Here is a 19,603-nt window from a genome sequence, read left to right on the forward strand (position 1 = left end):
TATATTCTTAAAAAGACTATTTAAGAATGTTTATATAACCAGAAGACTGATCGTTCCCATGCTCTGCGTGGGAACGATCATCAAGCGCTCATCCAATCACTGGCGCCCGGGCCCAATCCAATGATGTCGCCGGCACTGGCCGCCCAAACCAGTACCCCTGCCCTAAATCGCAGTCGTGCTCGAGCAGGAAAGTCGCCTGCTCGACCTGCTCGATCCCCTCGGCATGCACTTGCATCCCCATGCTCCGCGCCAGCGCAATGATCACCCGCACAATCGCCACGTCGTCCTCATCACACGGCAAGCCTGCGACAAATCCCTGATCGATCTTGAGCTTCTGCACCGGCAAACGCTTGAGCCGCAGCAACGACGAATACCCCGTACCGAAGTCATCGATGGCCAGCCGCACGCCCAACTCGCGCAAGCGATGCATCTGTTCCAGCGCCACTTCCGGGTCGTCCATCACCGCACTTTCGGTAACTTCCAGTTCCAGATACGCCGGATCCAGCCCTGTGTCGTGCAGCACCAGAGCCACCTGCTGATACAACTCGCGCCGGGCGAACAGGCGAGAAGAAACGTTCACCGCGACAAACGACAACACCACGCCCGCCGCTTGCCACTGGCACATCTGCTGGCAGGCCTGGCGCATGATCCAGGCATCGATCTCGGCAATCAGCCCGGTGCGTTCGGCAATGGGGATGAATTCAGCCGGCGACACCAGCCCACGTTGCGGATGCTCCCAGCGCACCAATGCCTCGACGCCGATCAGGCGACTGCTTTTGAGGTCATGCACGGGCTGGTAATAAACCCGCAATTCCTGCTGTTCCAGCGCTCGGCGCAATTCGAACGCGATCTCGACGCGTAGCTGGGCATGCGCGGTCAATTCTTCGGTGTAGAGGGCATAACCATCGCGGCCAGTATTCTTGGCCTTGAAAAGTGCCGAATCAGCGTTGCGCAACAATTGCTCGGCGCTCAAGGCATCGCTGGGGAACAGGCTGATGCCAACGCTGGCATTGATGAACAACGGATGCCCGTCGATCTGGAATGGCTCTTTAAGGCCAGTGATGACCCGCTGAGCCAGTGCCGCGGCATGCCCCGGTTGCGGGCAATTTTCAGCCAATACCGCAAACTCGTCGCCACTGAGCCGCGCCAGCGTCATGCCCGGGCCGAACAAGGCGTTCAGGCGCTCAGCCACGGCCTTGAGCAGTTGATCACCGACACTGTGGCCGAGGCTGTCGTTGATCAATTTGAAGTGATCCAGATCAATCATCAGCAACGCGCAACCACGTTTATGAACCTGCGCCGAGGCCACTGCCTGCCCGACGCGGTCGGTAAGCAGCAGACGATTGGGCAGATCGGTCAGCGGATCGTGGTGGGCCAGGTGCGTCAGTTCATGCTCGGAGTTTTTGATCGCGCTGATGTCGGAAAACACCGCAACGTATTGGCTAAACTGCCCCTGATCGTCGTGAATGAGGCGGATCGTCTGCCATTGCGGGTAGATCTCGCCGCTTTTGCGACGGTTCCAGATTTCCCCGCTCCACTCGCCGAGGCTGTCGAGCGTGACGAACATCGCCTGGTAGAAATCCGGCGGGTGATGACCCGACTTGAACATGTTCGGTCGCTGACCCAACACTTCCTCGCGCTGATAGCCGGTGATTTCCATGAACGCCCGGTTCACATGGACGATTAATCCTTTGCTATCAGTGACCAGCACCCCTTCACGGGTGCAATCGAACACCGCTGCCGCCTGACGCAGGCGTTCCCGGTCTGCACTGCGCTCACGCAATTTGGCGCCGACGCCCAGGCAGCGAAACAATCGTGCCCGTGCAATGAAGATCAGCCCCGCACTGAACGCCACCCAGGCATAACCGTTGATCAGTTGCCAGCGCAGCAGGTCGGCGGAGCTATCGAAGAATCTGTTCAATAAATAACCACTAAACTGGAGCCAGGCTACGGAAAGCACCAGGTAGAGCAGCGCTGCGCGCAAGGCATCGCGATATGTGGCTGACATTCGAGCGTCCATGTCCCTACAAAAAAGGCTGGAATTATAGATTGAAGAAACATCCAGCCACTCTTATCTGAAAGGGTGACTGGTTTTATCTGTGGGCTTAGTGATAATGCGATGGCTGTTTTTTTCTTTATCGAGGGTCCTATAGGCTATGTGGTACGAAGGTTTTCTTGGCTTATCGCCCTGGTCACTGGTGGCAGTCACCCTACTGATGACCCACGTGACAATCATCGGCGTCACGGTCTATCTGCATCGTTATTCAGCCCATCGCTCGCTCGAGCTCAATGCCGGCCTGAAACATTTCTTCCGCTTCTGGCTGTGGTTGACCACCGCGCAGAACACCCGCGAGTGGACGGCTATCCACCGCAAGCATCACGCCAAATGCGAAACCGTCGATGACCCGCATAGCCCGGTCATCAAGGGCCTGTCCACCGTTCTGCGCAAAGGCGCCGAGCTGTACCGCGCCGAAGCGGAAAACCCTGAAACCCTGCGCATCTACGGCAAAAACTGCCCCGAAGACTGGATCGAACGCAACCTCTACAGCCGCTTCCCGCTGCTGGGCGTGGCAATCATGGGCGTCATCGACCTGCTGCTGTTCGGCACCATCGGCATCACCATCTGGGCCATCCAGATGATGTGGATCCCGGTGTGGGCCGCCGGTGTGGTCAATGGCCTGGGCCATGCCATCGGCTACCGCAACTTCGAATGCCGCGATGCTGCGACCAATCTGGTGCCTTGGGGCATCCTGATCGGCGGCGAAGAACTGCATAACAACCATCACACCTACCCTAACTCGGCCAAACTGTCGGTGAAGAAGTGGGAGTTCGACCTCGGCTGGGCCTGGATCCAGGTCTTCAGCTTCCTGCGTCTGGCCAAGGTCCAGCGGGTCGCACCGATTGCCCACCGTGTCGAAGGCAAAGGCAACCTGGACATGGACACCGCCATGGCGATCCTAAACAACCGCTTCCAGATCATGGCCCAGTACCGCAAGCTGGTGATCGCGCCGCTGGTCAAGCAAGAGCTGGAAAAGGTCGATCACTCGGTCCGCCACCAGTTCCACCGGGCCAAACGCCTGCTCTCGCGGGAAACCAGCCTGCTGGACGACAAACACCATGTGCGCATCCAGACCATGCTCGAGCACAGCCAGGCGCTGAAGATAATTTACGAGAAACGCCTGGCCTTGCAGCAGATCTGGGTCAAGACCAGCTCAAATGGTCACGACATGTTGGCCGCCATCAAGGATTGGGTACACGAGGCCGAGGCCAGCGGAATTCAATCCCTGCGCGACTTCGCCGACCAGTTGAAAACCTACTCCCTGCGCCCCGCCAACGCCTGATCCTCTGTGGCGAGGGGGCTTGCCCCCGTTCGGCGGCGAAGCCGTCGCAAAACCTGACGACGCGTTTCACCCGTAAAAACGCGTCGTCAATTCAAGCAGCCATACCGCCCAGCGGGACCCTTCCCCCCAAGCGGGAACTTCGCTCCAAATCCCCTATCTCAAAGACACTTCGCCATCCAGGCGGGTCGCTGTCGACATAGCGGCACGCCCTTTGAGATTTGTGCCGATGGTTAATAAAAGCCTACAAGACACATCCCTTCCGCAGTGGCCCGAGGCCGCGCAAACGCTGATGGCGCTGATGCATGCCCAAGGTGAAGTGGCACGCCTGAGCGAACGCGAACAGCTGTTCAGCTCGCTGCTGATCAGCGTCAATGCCGTCCTCTGGGCATTCAACTGGGAAACCCGTCAGGTGCTCTACGTCAGCCCGGCCTATGACCGGATTTTCGGCCGCCCCGCCGGCCTGTTGCTGTCCGACTTCAATCACTGGCGCGACAGCGTCTATCCCGACGATCTGGACTACGCCGAGAGCAGCCTCGCCCAAGTGCTGGTCAAAGGCGCCGTTGAAGACCGTGAGTACCGCATCATCGCTGCCGATGGCCAGGTACGCTGGCTCAGCGACAAGTGCTTCATCAACCGTCAGGCCGAACCGGGCCAACCGGTGATCATCGTCGGCATTGCCGAAGACATCACCGAAAAGAAGCAGATGGAAACCGAGCTGCAACGTCTGGCCACCACCGATGCATTGACCCAAAGCAGCAACCGTCGGCACTTCTTCGAATGCGCCCATCGCGAATTCGAGCAGGCGCGATTGAACGGTGCACCGATGGCGTTCCTGCTGCTGGACATCGATAACTTCAAAGTGGTCAACGATACCTACGGCCATCCGGAAGGCGATAAGGTGCTGCAATGCATCGCCGAGAGCGGTCGCGCGGCCCTGCGGCGCGGTGATCTGTTTGGACGGATCGGCGGTGAGGAATTCGCCGCTGTGCTCCCCGGCTGTGCACCGGACATGGCGATGCAGGTAGCCGAGCGCCTGCAACGGGAGATTCAACGGTTGAGTTTCAGCCATGACGACCAGACGTTCGGCATCACCGTCAGCCAGGGTCTGAGCAGCCTCACTCCCGAGGATGAAAGCGTCGACAGCCTGTTCGCCCGCGCTGATGCGGCGATGTACCAGGCCAAGCGCCAAGGCAAGAACCGCATCATTTCTGGCTGATTCGATTTTGTAGGAGCGAGGCTTGCCCGCGAAGGGGTCACCTCGGTTTTGCTGACCCGCCGTGGTGACTTCTTCGCGGGCAAGCCTCGCTCCTACAGGATTTGCGTCAGGCGTACTTCTTGCGCAAACGCATCAACTCCGGCAATCCGATCTTGAGCAACCGCGCCGTGCGGCTCTTGGACAACGCTTCGATCCCCTCATGCTCGGTCAGGCGCGCCAGTTGCGCGGCCATGTTCATCACCAGCGCTTCGCGGGAGTAAACCCCGCCACCGAGCTGGTATACGGCCGCAATCAACTCTCGCAACTCCAAGGGCAAGCGCCAGCGGGTCCGTAGCGCCGAACCGTAAGCCGCACCGAATTCGGCCAAGGCATCGCCAACTTCCTCCCATTCATCCAGCTCACCACCGGCCTGCTTCCACTCCTGCAAACAGCGCAACAAAGCCAGGTCGCCGAGGCGATGCAGCATGCCTGCGCAATAACAGCGCTCCTGATCCAGATCCAACAAGCGCGCCAGCGTCCGCGCGTATTCGGCGGTGTGCAGTGACAACTCCCAATAACGCTCGGCGTAGTCCGCCAGTTGCGGATCGCTGAGCCGGGCACTGCGTTTGAGGGCGAGCCCCAGAATCAGGTTCATGCTTTGCCCGGTGCCCAAGCGATGCAGCGCCTGGGCCAGGGTTTGCACAGCGACGCCATGATGCTGAGCCGCGCTGTTGGCGGCGGCGATCAGGACAGCGGTGATTTGCGGGTCAGTGCGGATCTCGTCTTTCAGCCGTGTCAGATCGAGGCCATTGGGATTGAGGCTACGTTTGATCGCCACCTGCACATCGGCCATTAACGGCGCACCCTCCGCCAGATCGCGACGCAGCTCCAGATACACCGACAAGGTCATGCCTGGCGCCAATGACGGTACCTCGCAGGACACCTCTTCACCGGTGTTCAGCAACAAATCCTGCAGGCGCTGGGTCAGGCTTTCCATGTTCAAGGGTTTGGTCAGGTACGCCGTGGGCGCCAGGGGCAAGGCTTCGCGCACGCTAGCGCTGTCGTTGCGGCTGCTCATCAGGATGAAGGGCAGCGGCGGATTATGTTTGCGCTGACGAACACTGCGCAAGACGTTCAGGCCATCGACGCCAGGCAACTCCCAGTCGACGATCAACAGGTCATAAGGATTTTCCGCCAACAGGTGCAGTGCCTCCTGACCATCGGCACACAGGTCCAGCCGCGCGTCGCAGCGCACATTCAACAACACCTGCTTGAGCAGGTCGCGAGACCAAGGGTCGGCCTCGGCAATCAGCACTCGCGGTACAACGGGTAACACCACAGCAGTCATCGCACACTCCAACGGCAATGCTTGCACCTTAGTCAATGATGGCCATTCGATACAGTGATGTGTTTCAAGCACTATGAAAAAACCCGCCGAAGCGGGTTTTTTTGTCGATCAGGTCACAAATGGATCAGAGCTCGGCGAAGCACTCTTCGATGATCGCCAGGCCTTTGTCCAGTTGCTCGTCCGGCGAAGTCAGCGGCACCAGCACGCGCAGAACGTTGCCGTAGGTGCCACACGACAGCAGGATCAGGCCCTTGTCGCGCGCCTTGGCCACAACCGATGCCACAGCAGCAGCGTTCGGCTTGTGGCTGTCGCCGTCGACGAACAGCTCGACCGCGATCATCGCGCCCAGGGCACGTACTTCGCCGATGACCGGGTACTTGGCCTGGATGGCCTTCAGGCCAGTCACCAGACGCTCGCCGACCGCTTTGCAGCGATCCAGCAGGTGCTCTTCTTCGAACACTTCCATCACGGCCAGGGCCGCGGCGCAAGCGATCGGGCTACCGGCGTAAGTACCGCCCAGGCCGCCTGGAGCAATGGCGTCCATATATTCGGCCTTGCCGCAGACACCGGCCAACGGGAAGCCGCCAGCGATGGATTTGGCAAAGGTGGTCAGGTCGGCGGCAACGCCCATCTGTTCCATGGCGAAGAAAGTGCCGGTACGGCCAGCGCCGGTCTGCACTTCGTCAGCGATCAACAGAATGCCGTGCTGGTCGCACAGGGCGCGCAGACGTTTCATGAACTCTTTAGGCGCGACGTAGAAACCACCTTCGCCCTGAACCGGCTCGATGATGATCGCAGCGATGTCACGCGGCTCGGCGTCGTTCTTGAAGATGCGCTCGATGCTGGCGATCGAATCGTCGATGCTCACACCGTGCAGTTCGTTCGGGTACAGCGCGCGGAAGATGCCGCCTGGCATCAGGCCCATGCCGGCCGAGTACGGCACGACTTTACCGGTCAGGCCCAGGGTCATCATGGTGCGACCGTGATAAGCGCCGGTGAACGCGATCACGCCGGCACGGCCAGTAGCGGCGCGGGCGATCTTGATGGAGTTTTCCACGGCTTCGGAGCCGGTGGTCACCAGCAGGGTTTTCTTGGCGAAATCACCCGGTACCTTGGCGTTGATTTTTTCGCACACTTCCACGTACGGCTCATAAGCCAGTACCTGGAAGCAGGTGTGGGTCAGCTTGTTCAGCTGCTCGGTAACGGCGGCGATGATTTTCGGGTGCACGTGACCGGTGTTCAGCACAGCGATACCGCCGGCGAAGTCGATGAACTCGCGACCTTCAACGTCGGTCACGGTGGCGTTCTTCGCGTGGTCGGCGAAGATCGGGTGAATCTGGCCAACACCGCGCGGTACAGCGGCTTCGCGGCGTTTCATCAGGGATGCGTTAGTCTTGCTCATAGTGTCCTCATTCACCGCTCATCGGGCGGCGTGGCTCAAGGAAAATGCGGCGGGGAGGCAACTACGGCAGCATGCGATGATCGACTGCCACAGCGTTCCCGGCCACAGAGAAAATTCCGTTTGAAGCGTCGCAAAGGGACAGCGCTCTCGTGCCCTTTGTGATTGAAGCAATGCCTTGCCGGGCCGAGCTTAGATGCCCAGGCAGAGGTATTTGATTTCCAGGTAATCTTCGATGCCGTACTTGGAGCCTTCACGGCCCAGGCCCGAGGCCTTGATGCCGCCGAACGGCGCGACTTCGTTGGAGATCAATCCGGTGTTGACGCCGACCATGCCGTATTCCAGGGCTTCAGCCACACGGAACACACGACCCAGGTCGCGAGCATAGAAGTACGAGGCCAGACCGAACTCGGTGTCGTTGGACATCGCGATCACGTCGGCTTCGTCTTTGAAGCGGAACAGTGGCGCCAATGGACCGAAGGTTTCTTCCTTGGCCACAGCAGCGTTATTCGGCACGTTGGTCAGGATGGTCGGCTCGAAGAAGTTGCCTTGCATGCTCTTGCCACCCGCCAACACGGTGGCGCCTTTACCGACGGCGTCAGCAATGTGCTCTTGAACCTTGGCCACGGCTTTTTCGTCGATCAGCGGGCCAGTGGTAGTGCCGTCTTCCAGACCGTTACCGATCTTGAGTTTGGCCACGGCCACTTTCAGTTTTTCGGCGAACGCGTCGTAGACCGAATCCTGAATGTACAGGCGGTTGGCGCAGACGCAGGTCTGGCCGTTGTTGCGATACTTGGAAATGATCGCGCCTTCGACGGCCTTATCCAGGTCCGCGTCGTCGAACACGATGAACGGCGCGTTGCCGCCCAGTTCCAGCGAGACTTTCTTGATGTCCTTGGCGCACTCAGTCATCAACTGACGACCAATTTCGGTCGAGCCGGTGAACGACAGTTTGCGCACGATCGGGTTACCGGTCAGCTCGCTGCCAATGTCGCCGGCGCTGCCGGTCACCACACTGAACACACCGTTCGGAATACCGGCACGCTGGGCCAGTTCAGCCAGGGCGAAAGCCGAGAAAGGTGTTTGCGAAGCAGGTTTGAGCACCATGGTACAACCGGCGGCCAGCGCCGGGCCGGCTTTACGGGTGATCATCGCGGCCGGGAAGTTCCACGGAGTGATCGCAGCGGTCACGCCGATCGGCTGCTTGATCACGATCAGGCGCTTGTCTGGCTGGTGGCCCGGAATCACGTCACCGTAAACGCGCTTGGCTTCTTCAGCGAACCACTCGATAAAGGAAGCGGCGTAAACGATCTCGCCCTTGGCTTCAGCCAATGGCTTGCCCTGCTCCAGAGTCATCAGGCGCGCCAGGTCGTCCTGATTCTCGATAATCAGCTCGAACCAGCGACGCAGTTTGTTCGCGCGCTCCTTGGCGGTCAGTGCACGCCAGGCCGGCAGCGCTTTGTCAGCGGCTTCGATCGCACGGCGGGTTTCGGCAGCGCCCATCTTCGGCACAGTGCCCAGAATTTCGCCCGTTGCCGGGTTATTGACCTTGATCGTCTGACCGTTGTCCGCATCGACCCAAGCGCCATCGATAAAGGCTTGCTGGCGGAACAACTGGGTGTCTTTAAGCTGCATGTCGGCTTTCCTTAACAGCACCGCGGCACGCGCGGAGCGAATTATGATTATAGAAAGGCGCCTTATAGGCTGCCGTCAGGGAAATCATTCACCGGGCTGAAGCACATAAATAGCGCACTGATCAAACTCGTGCGGTTCAGCACCCAGACAAGAGCGTTTGAAATCTCAAACGAATCCTAGGATCAAAGGGGGTAAAGGACAATAGGCTGTTCGAAAAAAAGAACGAAAACGCCGCATTTGCCTATTTTTTCAGATCAGCGTAGCAATCGTAGGTTACGCTTTGGAAAAACGCAGACGATTCAGCAGCATGGACGCCCGCAGTGCATATGAGTATCATGGCGCCCGCATTGCACCAGTAGCTCAGCTGGATAGAGTACTGCCCTCCGAAGGCAGGGGTCGTGGGTTCGAATCCCGCCTGGTGCACCATACGTAGAAACGAGAAAGCCTCAGGCCGCAGGGTCTGGGGCTTTTTTGTGGGTGGTGTCTGTCGCGTCCTGAATAATGTTTACACCTTCTGGCTTCTTATCAGGAAGGTGCAATGGCAGTGGTCAGGCATGCACCTCACGATCAAGAACGTCAGCTACCCACTGATTGATACTCTTGTGGGCTAGCTGCGCTTTTACGGCGACAGTTGCGTGGAGTGCCGGCGCTAAACGCAGACTGAGGTGGCCAGAATAGGGCTTCTGCGGTGTGCGCCCGAGCTTGGCGCAAGTCTCCAGATAATCAGTAACGGCCTCTTCAAGTGCATTTCGAAGCTCCTGCACTGTCTCACCGTGAAACCCAACGACATCTCTAATACCAGCGATATGGCCGACAAACAGGCCGTCTTCTTCGCTGTATTCAATTCGGGCGGCATAACCTTTGTAATTCATTACGCTCACGGGGTGACTCCTGCTTGTTCAAGGAAAGCCCGAGCATCACGAACCTGGTAGGGCTTTGCTTCTTTGTCCGGGGGTGGTCGATGAAAGGTGGTTCGCCTTGATGGCAACGTCAAACAGCGCTCCTTTAATGGCAAAAAACCGCCAAAGCGGTTTTTTCATTCTGTCGTCCAGTCAAACTCGTCGTAATCATCATCGTCGTCTTCGTCCTCGACCACTTCATCATCAAGAACGTCTTCCTCAAGCGCTTCTTCTGCCTGCTTCGCCAGAAGAAACTCCTTACGACTCTCAGTCACTGCTCGCCGTAATTCCTCACCCTTCACCGGGCAGTTGAGCATTTGGGCGATGCGGTCGATTTTTTGTGCCACGGCATCCTCCAACGCATCGGCTATAGGCCGATAGTGCGCGCTTTCGGGTGTCGATGCCAAATTTGCCGACCGCTGTTCACCTCATTTCTTCTGCAAATCCTTGAGTCGGGCCGTGAGATTTTCCTTGGGAAAGCGCTTGTGCAATGTCGTCAGCAGCGCCTCGGCGGCTTGGGTTTGTCCGGTGTCTTGCAGGTGTATCACTTCACGTAATTGATCATCCAGTGACTTGGCCGGCGCAGCTAAGCGTTTGCTGATTTTTGCTTCGTCAGCCATTTCGCTATTGATCGACTCGCGCTGCATCGGCGCCGAGAACTCCGCCATGGGCGCAGCAGGTGCGGGGGCAGATAAAGCGCCGGTCGGTGCAACCTGGGAGCGGGCAGCGGCTTCCGGCTTGGCAGCCGGGGCGGATACTTTAGGCGCTGGCGCGAAGTCATAACTCGGCAGTTGTTCCGGCGTGCGTTGCACCAGTGCCAGCATTAGCGCGACGCCGACGAGGCTGGCGAATGCTACTTGCCAGCGGGGTTGCTGGCAGGCGCGGAGCCAGCGTTGCCACAGGTTCGGCTTTGGTGCGGGGGCTTCCCGATGCGCGGTGGCCAGGATGGAAGCATCTAGATGGGACGGCGGTTCACCGCTGCTGTGGTCGCGAAAATGCTTGAGCACTTCATCGTCAGGCGATGACGGTGTTTTTGGGGCGTCAGTCATGTCAGTACCTCCTCGGCCAGCAGCCGACGCAGTTTTTGCTGGGCGTAGCGCAAGCGGCTTTTGACGGTTTCCAGCGGGGTTTCAGTGAGGGTGGCGATCTGCGGCAGGTCGAGGTCGCCGTGGGCGCGCAGCAGGAACACTTCGCGCTGGTCGGCGGGAAGGGTTTGCAGGGCGGCTTCGAGGCGTTGACCGTCGCGGCTCAGGCTCAGCAGTTGTTCGGGGTCGGCTGCGTCATCAATCAGGGCGTGGGTTTGTTCGTCATAGCTGTCGTGCAAGGGGTTGTGTATTCCGTGTTTGCGCCAGTGATCGATCAGTCGGTTGCGGGCAATCTGATAGAGCCAGGTACGAAAGTTCGCCCGGCCTTGTGGCTGACTGGTGCTGCGGATCAGGCTCAGCCAGGTTTCCTGATACACCTCTTCGGCCAGTTCGGGCTTGCCGCTGAGGCCGAGGAGGAATCGATAAAGGCCCTGGCGATGACGGGCGTACAAAACTTCGAACGCCGGCCCGTCGCCGGAGCGGTAGCGCGCCAGCAGCGATTCGTCGCTGCTGGCGGCTGAGCTGATTGCAGAATCGGACATGTCAGCGCTGGCCTCTTTCACTCTATCCGGTTGTCGTTGGGCTGTTGATTCGAGGCGGTCGGGGTTCGCAGGCTCTGCGCCAACTCCACCAATTGCACGAATTCACTGCGCAGGCCGAATTGATCATCGCCTCGTGCGCCACGGGCCAGGGCTTCGGTGTCCTTCAGGCTGAACTCACCGGTATAACGCCCGTCCTTGAGCTGCTGGGAAAAGGCAGCGACGGCCGCGGCAAAGCGCAGATCATCACTGGCTGCAGACAGTTTGCCGGTCTCACCCTTCAGGATTGGCCGCTCGATCAAGCGACTGTTCCCACCTTCCGGCAACTGATAACGCACCCGCAGCATCGCCAATTCTCCGGTTTTTGCGGAAACATCGGCCGCAGGATTGCTATAGCGCAGCGGTTCCAGCCAGCCCTTCTCGCCCTTGGGCACAATTTCGTACAACGCTGTCACCGTATGCCCTGCGCCGATCTCACCGGCGTCGACTTTGTCATTGCTGAAATCCTCACGTTTCAAGGCGCGATTCTCATAGCCCAACAACCGATATTCGCTGACCAGGGCCGGATTGAACTCCACCTGCAGCTTCACGTTCTTTGCCACCACCGCGAGGGTGGAACCGAGCTGATCCACCAGCACCTTGCGCGCCTCGCGCAGGTTGTCGATATAGGCATAGTTGCCATCGCCAGCGTCGGCCAGTTGTTCCATCAGGTGTTCATTGTAGTTATCCACACCGAAACCCAGAGTGGTCAGGGACACGCCGGTCTTGCGTTTATCCACAGCCATTTGCTTGAGGCTGTCGAAGTCGCTGATGCCGACGTTGAAGTCACCGTCGGTGGCCAGCAGGATGCGGTTGATGCCTTTGGGGATGAACGCTTGTTGGGCCATTTGATAAGCCAGTTCGATACCCGACGCGCCGGCGGTCGAGCCGCCTGCGGTCAATTGATCGATGGCGGTACGAATTTTCGCTTTTTCCCGTCCGGAAGTCGGCTCCAACACCACGCGAGATTCTCCGGCATACACCACCAGCGAAACCCGGTCCTGCTCACGCAGTTGATCGACCAGCAATTTCAGCGTGCTTTTGACCATGGGCAAGCCTTCGCGACGATCCATCGAGCCGGACACGTCCACCAGAAACACCAGGTTCGCCGGGGCCAAATCCGCCACCGCGCGATCAGAGGCCTTGATGCCGATGCGCAGCAAGCGTGTATGCGGGTTCCAGGGCGACGGCGCCAGCTCGGTGGTCACGCCGAACGGCGAGCCATCGGTGGGTAAGGCGTAATCGTAGGGGAAGTAATTGACCATTTCCTCCAGCCGCACCGCCCCTTCGGGAGGCAAACGCCCCTGATTGAGCAAGCGCCGGACATTGGCGTAAGCGCCGGTGTCGACGTCGGCACTGAAGGTCGAGACCGGCGCCTCAGTCACGCTGTGAATCGGGTTATCGGCCAGCGCCTGATATTGCTCCCGCTGCTCATCCCGATAGCCCTGTGGATAAGCTTCACCGGCCGGCATGGGTGCGAAAGCGACCAACGGTGCCGTTCGCGCGCTGCGCTTGGCCAGTGCGGTGTCCGCCATGACCGCCTCGCGCGCCAACGCTTCAGTTTTCAGCGCACCTTGAACCGGTGGCGCAACCGCTGCCGGGCTGTTCGTCGCAGAATCTGGCGTGGATGAAGCACCGCAACCGGCAACGGCCAGCAACAACCCGGCGGCGAAACCCTGGGCGGCCGGGCGGAGAAAATGCAGAGGGAGGGACATGGGGGCTGACCTCAGGAGGAAATTGACTCATTCATCCTTTGAGACGGGCAGCCCGATCAGTTCGGGTTAAGCCGAAGTGAAAAATCTTCAGCGATGATAACGCCGCACCACGCTGCTGTTTTTCAGCACATGGCCTTTGATCTGCTCCATCAACTGCGCGCGAGTCAGGCCGGCGGGCAAGGCATCTGGCGCCAAGTCCAGGGCGTAGAGCTGGATGAGGTAGTGATGGGAGCTGTCGCCGACGGGCGGGCAAGGGCCGATGTAACCAGTGCTGCCTTTACTGTTGCTGCCGCCCACGCCTTCGAGGGCGGATTTGGCGCCGACGCCGGCCGGGATCTGACGCGTTGCGGCCTTGATGCCGTAGTGAATCCAGTGATCGACGCCCAGGCCTTTCTGGCCGTCCGGGTCGTGCATGACGATGGCGTAACTAAGGGTGCCCGGGGGGCCGGCGTTCCAGCTCAGGGCCGGGGACTGATTCTTGCCGCCGCAACCACTGCCATCGCTGGCCTGCGCCGAGGTGAACAGGCGATTGTCCGAAACACCGGGAATGCTGAGGGTGAAACGCTCCTGGGCCTGCGCCGGAAACTGCACGCAAAGGGCGACTGCTACGGCCGCCAGCCAAGGGAAAGAGGTCAATCGGGTCATACCGGAGCACCTTGTGCGGGTGGGGCCGTGGTCGGCTCGCAAACTATAGCCGGACCGTTCGTGCGGTGGCAGCGGGAATTGGCTGAACCTCGGAATAGGCGCCAAACTCCTAAGTGAAACACCTGCCTGGAGATCGATCATGGCACTGCACCGCGTCGCCCGTTTCGCCGATGTGCCCCTAGACCGTGGCCTTGAAGTCCGGATCGATAAGACGAAAATCGTCTTGCTGCGGGTCGGTGATCAATTACGCGCCTATCAAGGCAAATGTCCCCACGCCGGGGCTCCCTTGGCCAAAGGTGCGCTGTGTGAGGGACGATTGATCTGCCCATGGCACAAGGCGGCTTACCGGCTCGAAGACGGCGCGTTGTGCGAACCACCGTCCCTGGACAGCCTGCTGCGCTATCCGCTTGAAGTCCGCGACGATGAGGTCTGGGTCGACGACCAACCGATGCCCACCCCCAGCACCCCGCCGGCGGACGATAAGCGAACCTTTGTGATCATCGGTGCCGGTGCCGCCGGTACGGCGTGTGCGGCGGCACTGCGGGAGAAAGGTTTCGGCGGCCGGGTGATGCTGATCGACCGTGAGTCCGAGGCGGGTTACGACCGTACGGTATTGAGCAAATTCGTGATTGCCGGGGAGATGCCGCCGGACGAAGTCCCGCCACTACGGGATGAAGGCTTTTACAGCGAACAGCGCATTGAACGGATAAACAGCGATGTGATGGGCCTGGATGCATCGATCCGGGCCCTGCGTCTGGCCGATGGCCAATCGTTGAACTATGACGCCGCCGTGATCGCCACCGGCGGCATACCAAAATCCCTGTCGCTGCCCGGTGCCGATTTGCCGCAGGTGTTCGTGCTGCGTTCGAAGGTGCAAGCGCAGCAGATTCTGACGACCGCAAAACCCGGGCAACGGGCAGTGATCGTTGGCGACAGTTTCATTGCTCTGGAGTCCGCGTCATCCCTGCGTCAATACGGCCTGGACGTCACCGTCCTGGCCCGCCATGCCATCCCCTTCGAGGCGCATTTCGGCGAAGCTGTCGGCAAAGCGATTCGTGCCCTGCACGAGGCGAACGGCGTGGTATTTCATACTGATGGCGAAGCCGCGCAGATCGAAGGCACAGACAAGGTCGAAGCGGTGCTATTGGACAACGGTCAGCGCTTGCCGGCGGACCTGGTGTTGGTCGGCATTGGTGTCACTCCGGCAACCACCCCGTTTACCGATTTGCCAAAAGAAAAAGATCAATCACTGAAGGTCGACGGCGGGATGCGCGTGATGGACGGGCTCTGGGCCGTCGGCGACATCGCGACCTTCCCGCTCAACGGCCAGCCGCAACGGATCGAACACTGGCGCCTGGCCCAGCAACAGGCGCGAATTGCGGCGGCGAATATGCTCGGCGGCGACGAGCGCTACCTCGATGTGCCCTATTTCTGGACCTGGCACTTCGGCAAAAACTACGACTACCTCGGACACGCCGAGGCCTGGGACGAGGTCGAGTTCAAGGGCGATCCTGACCATCCACCGTTTATCGGCCTGTTCGGCAAGAATGGCGTGGTGGCGGCCGCCGTTGCGTGCGATCAGGAGCGGGCTATGGCGATGCTCGCTGAACGGATGAAACAGCCGCTGTCGGTGGATGAGGCGTGGCAGTTGATTCGGGATTTTGCCTGAGCGACATCTTCAATATTCCGCACTCCCCCGTAGGAGCGGCCGCAGACTGCTCCAGATGCCATGAACGACGCGAACCCCGTAGGAGCCGGCTTGCCGGCGAAGGCGTTTTCATCGGCGCTGCATGACGTGAAGCCGCCTTCGCTGGCAAGCCAGCTCCTACAAAAGCGGGTTATGCGATGCTCGCCTAACGGATGAAACAACAGGAACGTGCCCTGTCAGACGTGGCTCAACGGCTCTCGATTGTCGTCATCTTCGGCCGGTAAGCGAATCACGAACGGATGCTCCAGCGGAGCCAATGGCGGCGGCAGTTCGGCCGGATCAACCGGGAAGTAGTGCGTAACCACATGACTGACATCGCCATCCTGATCGTTGTGAATGGTCATTGAGCCCGGCGTGCGCAGCTTCTCCAGTCGGTCGCCGGTCAGCTTGAAGCTTTTGCTGAGTCCCTGATCGTCCACCACCGGCGCCGGCAAACGGCGCTGGGCGAAGCGCTTGCTTTTGCGCTGTTGATAACGCGCCCAGCCGATCAGGACCGCCGCGTTCACCACCGCCACCCACAGATAAGTCTGCAACGTGTCGAGGGCGTCGAAAAATGACGCATCGATGCGCGGGCCGTCATGGTTATCAATCAATGGCCACAAACCCTGTGCCAGCAAATACAGCAGCCCGACCCAGGCGAGCACGGTGAAAAAAACATCGAGCACGACCAGAAAGGGCCGCTGCCGGGTTCTGATGATTTTCATTTGATGACCTCCTCTTCATCGTCATTCAGCGGCTTGATGCCCCGGTCCGGGCTGACCCAACGTGCGCGCTTCTGATGTTGGCCGAACAGCACTTTGGGGAAGCTGACCAGGGTGGTGAACAAGCTGATAAGCCAGAACACCAGCGGATACCAGACCACCCAGAACATGGTCTTGCCGAGGCCCTTCTCGTAACGGCGATCGATCAGGATGCTGACCGCGAATTGCACCAGGCAGACCACTGCCAATAGCAGCCCGGTAAACGCCGGAGGCATTAGGTGATCGACGGCAATGGCTGGCGGCATTTCGACGAATTTGCCAACACCCCAGAAAATCATCGACAGCAAAAAGGTGAAGGCCCACCCGGTAGACAGGCAGTATTCGAACAGCAGTGGCCAGAGGTAACGATGGCGGTATTGCCAAATGCCACGGATGTTCTTGAACAGCACCTCGGCGCCGCCCTGGGCCCAACGCAGACGCTGCTTCCACAGGCCGCCGAGGGTTTCCGGCATGAGGATCCAGCACAATGCGCGGGGCTCGTAGAAAATGCTCCAGTGATCCAGTTGCAGCTTCCAACTGATGTCGATGTCTTCGGTGATCATGTCCGGGCTCCAGTAGCCGACCCGGTTCAGTGCTGTGCGACGGAAGGCGACGATCACTCCGGAAACGGTAAAGATCCGCCCGAATACCCGTTGGGTGCGCTTGATCAGGCCGATGATTGACGAGAACTCACCCACCTGCACGCGACCGATCAGGGTCGAACGGGTGCGGATTCGCGGGTTGCCGGTCACGGCGCCCAGTCGCGCATTGTCGAGCATCGGCGCCACCAGATACGCCGCGGTGTTCGGTGCCAGCAGCGCGTCACCATCGATGCACACCAGGTACTCGCTGCGCGCCGCGATGGCCCCCATGCGCAGGGCCACGGCCTTGCCCTGGTTTTCCGCCAGGTGCAGCACTCGCAGGCGCGGATCCTGCGCTGCCAGTGCGTCGAGCACCGCAGCGGTGTTGTCCTTGGAACCGTCGTTGATCGCGATCACTTCGATGTTCGGGTAATGCTGGGCCAGCGCCGCGTGGATGGTGTCGGCCGCGTTGTCGCCTTCGTTGTAGCAAGGGATCAGGATCGAGATCAGCGGTTCGCCGGCCAGCGGTGGCGGCAAAGTGTCGTCCTGCCACGGCCAGTGCCGCTCCCAGTGCAGCCAGAAATACAAGCCGCCGGCAATCCATAGTCCTGACATGAACAGTGGATAGAAGAACACGAAGTCCATCAGGAATTGCCCGGTGAGCAGAAAGATCAACCCGAGGGGTATCCCAAGGACGATCGCCAGAACCAGCAGGGCTAAAAGTCTGTCCAGCATGTCATGGATTCCACTTGTTGGAGAGCGCGGGCCGTACGGTTTTCAGGTCCGGCTGGTTCTCGAGGAAGTTGTCCGGGTAGTAGCCGAAGCTGGTGGCGCCTTGACGCTTGAGGCGACCCATCCAGTCGGTCAATTGCGCACTGTTGATGTCGGCGCCGGCGCTTTTCGTCCAGTCCCGGGCCTGCAATTCGAAAACCGTGCGGTCGAGTGCGCCGGGGCGCGATTTGACCGTCGCCACCAGCTTTTCGAGCCAAGGGCCGGATTGTTGGCGGCTCTGCTTTTCCATGAGTGGCATGGCCATCGGTGCCGTCCAGTCGTAGGCACCCAGGAAGTCGTCGAGGTTCTGCGCGAACCACGCTTCGCTCTCGGGGTTGAGCATCGGTTCGGCGAAAATATTGCGCGCCGTTTTCACTTGCGGGCCACGAATCGCGCGGACCTTGGCGGTCAGTTCATGAGTGAAATCGATCAGGTAGCGGCTCTTGAATCGTGTCCAGCGCTGCAGGGTTTCCGGGTCGGCGCGCAGGGCGGCAATCGAACCGGGCAAACCGTTGGCGGCATAGACCTTCAGGGCTTCGGGGCCGGCGTCTTCGAAATCCGAGAGCACCGCGTCATCGTGATAGAGGATGCCGTCGACCGAGGTCAGGCGTGCCACGTCTTCGTAGATTTCACCGATGATGCGCCGCACGTTCGGATCGAATGGCGACAAGCGCTTGTACTGGTCCGGATCGATCGACGTGGTAGTAGTTTTCGGGTCCCAGCGAGTGACTCGTGGCAGCTTCGAATCGAGGGCAAAACTCAGCACCGGCATCCAGGCATAGACTTTCACCTGAGCCCGGGTGCGCAACTGCCAGGCTACGCGGTCGAAGATATCGGCGCGCATCGGCAGGTGCCGGTTAGGGAAGTACAGCGAGCGCACCAGGCCATCGCCCGCAGGGTCGGCGAAGGCTTGCAGGAACACCGTGTTGGCGCCCATGTCGGCCATGCGCTGGATCAGTTTTCCAAGGTTGATGTCCTGTTGGGCCGGGTTCGGGTCGTAGACGTTGTCCAGGTCCACGTGCACCACGCGCATCGGCGATTTGGACTGCACCGAGACGATGCTGTTGGCGAAGCGTTCGCCATTCGGGTCCGAGGCCACCAAAAAGCGTGGGCTGCTCATCAGGTTGTCGAGGGCATCGAGGCCGTCATCCAGGGTCAGGGCCATCTGATAACCCTGATCGTCGATCACTTGCAGCGAGGTGCCATCCGCCACACCGTATGGCCAGACCCAGACACGCGGTTTGTAACCGGTAACCTTGCGGATCTTCTCCGAGATGGTCGCCACGTCGGCGCGCATCCGGGCCTGAAACTGGGCTTCGGTTTCGTAGCGCCCGGTAGCGGCGTCATAGCGCCGCGTCGCGGCGGCCGGTTGCAGGTTGCCTTGCGGGTTGGCCAACACGCCTTTGTGGCTGGCGTCGGTGTGGGCGGCGATTTCCACCAGGCCGGATCGGGAAATCTCGCGGATCTGCTCCCAGGTCAGGAAGTCCGAACGCTGGCGCGGTGTACCGGCGAAATCCACCGGCTGGTTCAGCGGCGTATCGATCCACACCCCGACCGGCGCCAGCAAGGCATGCCAGTTATAGGCGCGCAGCACCGGCAACACGCGGGTGTAGAAGCTTGCGTAGCCGTCGTCGAAGCTCAGCAGAATCGCCCGGGGCGGCAATTCGGGACCGCCATTGCGAGCAGCCATGATCTGGTCGACGCTGACCGGTTTGTAGTTGTTCTCCCGTAGCCACGCCAGTTGCTCGATCATGCGCTCGGTATGCACGGCCACCACCGCCTGATCGGGGTCGCGGTCTTCGACATCGTGGTAAGCGATCCCGAGTACGTGGTTTTTCGGCCACGGCTTTTCATTGGCCGACACCGGGCGTTCGGACGGCGGTGCGAAGGCCGGGGCTTGCTGGGCGCAGGCGCTGATCAACAGCACTCCCAGCAAAAGGATGAAACGCGAAATAAATGACAT

16 protein-coding genes, 1 tRNA gene and 1 pseudogene are annotated in these 19,603 nt (G+C 60.0%); 4 read left to right on the forward strand and 14 right to left on the reverse strand.

Going from position 1 to position 19,603, the window contains the following annotated elements:
* Nucleotides 1-88: 88 nt before the first annotated feature.
* Complete coding sequence (dibA, locus tag CKW20_RS20050) at nucleotides 89-2,008, reverse strand: phosphodiesterase DibA (protein WP_095054466.1); 1,920 nt, start codon at nucleotides 2,006-2,008, stop codon at nucleotides 89-91.
* 148 nt (nucleotides 2,009-2,156) lie between these two features.
* Between dibA and desA the strand changes: the two genes are divergently transcribed.
* Together desA and CKW20_RS20060 are read left to right on the forward strand one after the other, a co-directional pair.
* Complete coding sequence (gene desA, locus CKW20_RS20055; RefSeq protein WP_095054467.1) at nucleotides 2,157-3,341, forward strand: delta-9 fatty acid desaturase DesA; 1,185 nt, start codon at nucleotides 2,157-2,159, stop codon at nucleotides 3,339-3,341.
* 226 nt (nucleotides 3,342-3,567) lie between these two features.
* Nucleotides 3,568-4,557 carry a sensor domain-containing diguanylate cyclase gene (locus CKW20_RS20060; RefSeq protein WP_095054468.1) on the forward strand — a complete coding sequence of 330 codons (990 nt, stop codon included), beginning with the start codon at nucleotides 3,568-3,570 and terminating at the stop codon, nucleotides 4,555-4,557.
* A gap of 106 nt (nucleotides 4,558-4,663) precedes the next feature.
* Here CKW20_RS20060 and CKW20_RS20065 read toward each other — a convergent pair whose 3' ends face one another.
* The 3 genes from CKW20_RS20065 to gabD all read right to left on the reverse strand — a co-directional run bounded on the left by CKW20_RS20065 (nucleotide 4,664) and on the right by gabD (nucleotide 8,918).
* Nucleotides 4,664-5,884 carry a response regulator gene (locus CKW20_RS20065; RefSeq protein ID WP_095054469.1) on the reverse strand — a complete coding sequence of 407 codons (1,221 nt, stop codon included), beginning with the start codon at nucleotides 5,882-5,884 and terminating at the stop codon, nucleotides 4,664-4,666.
* 124 nt (nucleotides 5,885-6,008) lie between these two features.
* Nucleotides 6,009-7,286, reverse strand: a complete 1,278-nt coding sequence (gabT, locus tag CKW20_RS20070) for a 4-aminobutyrate--2-oxoglutarate transaminase (protein WP_095054470.1) — start codon at nucleotides 7,284-7,286, stop codon at nucleotides 6,009-6,011.
* 189 nt (nucleotides 7,287-7,475) lie between these two features.
* Nucleotides 7,476-8,918 (reverse strand): NADP-dependent succinate-semialdehyde dehydrogenase, encoded by a 1,443-nt coding sequence (gene gabD / locus CKW20_RS20075; RefSeq protein ID WP_019581696.1) that lies wholly within the window; start codon nucleotides 8,916-8,918, stop codon nucleotides 7,476-7,478.
* A gap of 349 nt (nucleotides 8,919-9,267) precedes the next feature.
* On the opposite strand from gabD, the gene CKW20_RS20080 reads away from it, so the two are divergent.
* A tRNA-Arg gene (locus CKW20_RS20080) sits at nucleotides 9,268-9,344 on the forward strand.
* 122 nt (nucleotides 9,345-9,466) lie between these two features.
* On the opposite strand, the gene CKW20_RS20085 is transcribed toward CKW20_RS20080, so the two are convergent.
* The 7 genes and pseudogenes from CKW20_RS20085 to CKW20_RS20115 form a co-directional block, all read right to left on the reverse strand.
* Nucleotides 9,467-9,799, reverse strand: a complete 333-nt coding sequence (locus tag CKW20_RS20085; protein ID WP_095054471.1) for a type II toxin-antitoxin system HicB family antitoxin — start codon at nucleotides 9,797-9,799, stop codon at nucleotides 9,467-9,469.
* Nucleotides 9,796-9,888 (reverse strand): annotated as a pseudogene (locus CKW20_RS29950) (type II toxin-antitoxin system HicA family toxin); the annotation flags it as partial. The pseudogene CKW20_RS29950 and the gene CKW20_RS20085, both read right to left, overlap by 4 nt.
* A 66-nt stretch (nucleotides 9,889-9,954) precedes the next feature.
* Nucleotides 9,955-10,224 (reverse strand): hypothetical protein, encoded by a 270-nt coding sequence (locus tag CKW20_RS20095; protein ID WP_229768698.1) that lies wholly within the window; start codon nucleotides 10,222-10,224, stop codon nucleotides 9,955-9,957.
* 21 nt (nucleotides 10,225-10,245) lie between these two features.
* Nucleotides 10,246-10,866, reverse strand: a complete 621-nt coding sequence (locus tag CKW20_RS20100) for a hypothetical protein (protein ID WP_095054473.1) — start codon at nucleotides 10,864-10,866, stop codon at nucleotides 10,246-10,248.
* Nucleotides 10,863-11,444: an RNA polymerase sigma factor gene (locus CKW20_RS20105; protein WP_095054474.1), complete on the reverse strand. Its 582-nt coding sequence runs from the start codon at nucleotides 11,442-11,444 to the stop codon at nucleotides 10,863-10,865. Before CKW20_RS20105 ends, CKW20_RS20100 begins: the two co-directional genes overlap by 4 nt.
* Before the next feature lie 17 nt (nucleotides 11,445-11,461).
* Nucleotides 11,462-13,195: a VWA domain-containing protein gene (locus CKW20_RS20110; protein WP_095054475.1), complete on the reverse strand. Its 1,734-nt coding sequence runs from the start codon at nucleotides 13,193-13,195 to the stop codon at nucleotides 11,462-11,464.
* 87 nt (nucleotides 13,196-13,282) lie between these two features.
* Nucleotides 13,283-13,840: a YbhB/YbcL family Raf kinase inhibitor-like protein gene (locus tag CKW20_RS20115; protein WP_095054476.1), complete on the reverse strand. Its 558-nt coding sequence runs from the start codon at nucleotides 13,838-13,840 to the stop codon at nucleotides 13,283-13,285.
* A 139-nt stretch (nucleotides 13,841-13,979) separates the two neighbouring features.
* On the opposite strand from CKW20_RS20115, the gene CKW20_RS20120 reads away from it, so the two are divergent.
* Nucleotides 13,980-15,509, forward strand: a complete 1,530-nt coding sequence (locus tag CKW20_RS20120; RefSeq protein ID WP_095054477.1) for an apoptosis inducing factor family protein — start codon at nucleotides 13,980-13,982, stop codon at nucleotides 15,507-15,509.
* 215 nt (nucleotides 15,510-15,724) lie between these two features.
* Here the strand turns inward: CKW20_RS20120 and pgaD are convergent, their stop codons facing one another.
* From pgaD to pgaB, 3 genes are read right to left on the reverse strand one after another with little or no spacing between them, the layout of a single operon-like run.
* Nucleotides 15,725-16,252, reverse strand: coding sequence for a poly-beta-1,6-N-acetyl-D-glucosamine biosynthesis protein PgaD (pgaD, locus tag CKW20_RS20125; RefSeq protein WP_095054478.1), 528 nt, complete (start codon nucleotides 16,250-16,252; stop codon nucleotides 15,725-15,727).
* Nucleotides 16,249-17,604: a poly-beta-1,6-N-acetyl-D-glucosamine synthase gene (pgaC, locus tag CKW20_RS20130; protein ID WP_095054479.1), complete on the reverse strand. Its 1,356-nt coding sequence runs from the start codon at nucleotides 17,602-17,604 to the stop codon at nucleotides 16,249-16,251. Before pgaC ends, pgaD begins: the two co-directional genes overlap by 4 nt.
* Nucleotide 17,605: 1 nt before the next feature.
* Entirely contained in the window at nucleotides 17,606-19,603 is a 1,998-nt protein-coding gene (gene pgaB, locus CKW20_RS20135) for a poly-beta-1,6-N-acetyl-D-glucosamine N-deacetylase PgaB (protein WP_095054480.1), read from the reverse strand.

This window comes from Pseudomonas sp. Irchel s3b2 (assembly GCF_900187445.1).
Lineage (GTDB): Bacteria > Pseudomonadota > Gammaproteobacteria > Pseudomonadales > Pseudomonadaceae > Aquipseudomonas.

Coding starts and splice junctions, on each gene's coding strand:
- dibA (WP_095054466.1), bottom strand. CDS start 2,008: ATGTCAGCCACATATCGCGATGCCTTGCGCGCAGCGCTGCTCTACCTG.
- desA (WP_095054467.1), top strand. CDS start 2,157: ATGTGGTACGAAGGTTTTCTTGGCTTATCGCCCTGGTCACTGGTGGCA.
- CKW20_RS20060 (WP_095054468.1), top strand. CDS start 3,568: ATGGTTAATAAAAGCCTACAAGACACATCCCTTCCGCAGTGGCCCGAG.
- CKW20_RS20065 (WP_095054469.1), bottom strand. CDS start 5,884: ATGACTGCTGTGGTGTTACCCGTTGTACCGCGAGTGCTGATTGCCGAG.
- gabT (WP_095054470.1), bottom strand. CDS start 7,286: ATGAGCAAGACTAACGCATCCCTGATGAAACGCCGCGAAGCCGCTGTA.
- gabD (WP_019581696.1), bottom strand. CDS start 8,918: ATGCAGCTTAAAGACACCCAGTTGTTCCGCCAGCAAGCCTTTATCGAT.
- CKW20_RS20100 (WP_095054473.1), bottom strand. CDS start 10,866: ATGACTGACGCCCCAAAAACACCGTCATCGCCTGACGATGAAGTGCTC.
- CKW20_RS20105 (WP_095054474.1), bottom strand. CDS start 11,444: ATGTCCGATTCTGCAATCAGCTCAGCCGCCAGCAGCGACGAATCGCTG.
- CKW20_RS20110 (WP_095054475.1), bottom strand. CDS start 13,195: ATGTCCCTCCCTCTGCATTTTCTCCGCCCGGCCGCCCAGGGTTTCGCC.
- CKW20_RS20115 (WP_095054476.1), bottom strand. CDS start 13,840: ATGACCCGATTGACCTCTTTCCCTTGGCTGGCGGCCGTAGCAGTCGCC.
- CKW20_RS20120 (WP_095054477.1), top strand. CDS start 13,980: ATGGCACTGCACCGCGTCGCCCGTTTCGCCGATGTGCCCCTAGACCGT.
- pgaD (WP_095054478.1), bottom strand. CDS start 16,252: ATGAAAATCATCAGAACCCGGCAGCGGCCCTTTCTGGTCGTGCTCGAT.
- pgaC (WP_095054479.1), bottom strand. CDS start 17,604: ATGCTGGACAGACTTTTAGCCCTGCTGGTTCTGGCGATCGTCCTTGGG.
- pgaB (WP_095054480.1), bottom strand. CDS start 19,603: ATGTCATTTATTTCGCGTTTCATCCTTTTGCTGGGAGTGCTGTTGATC.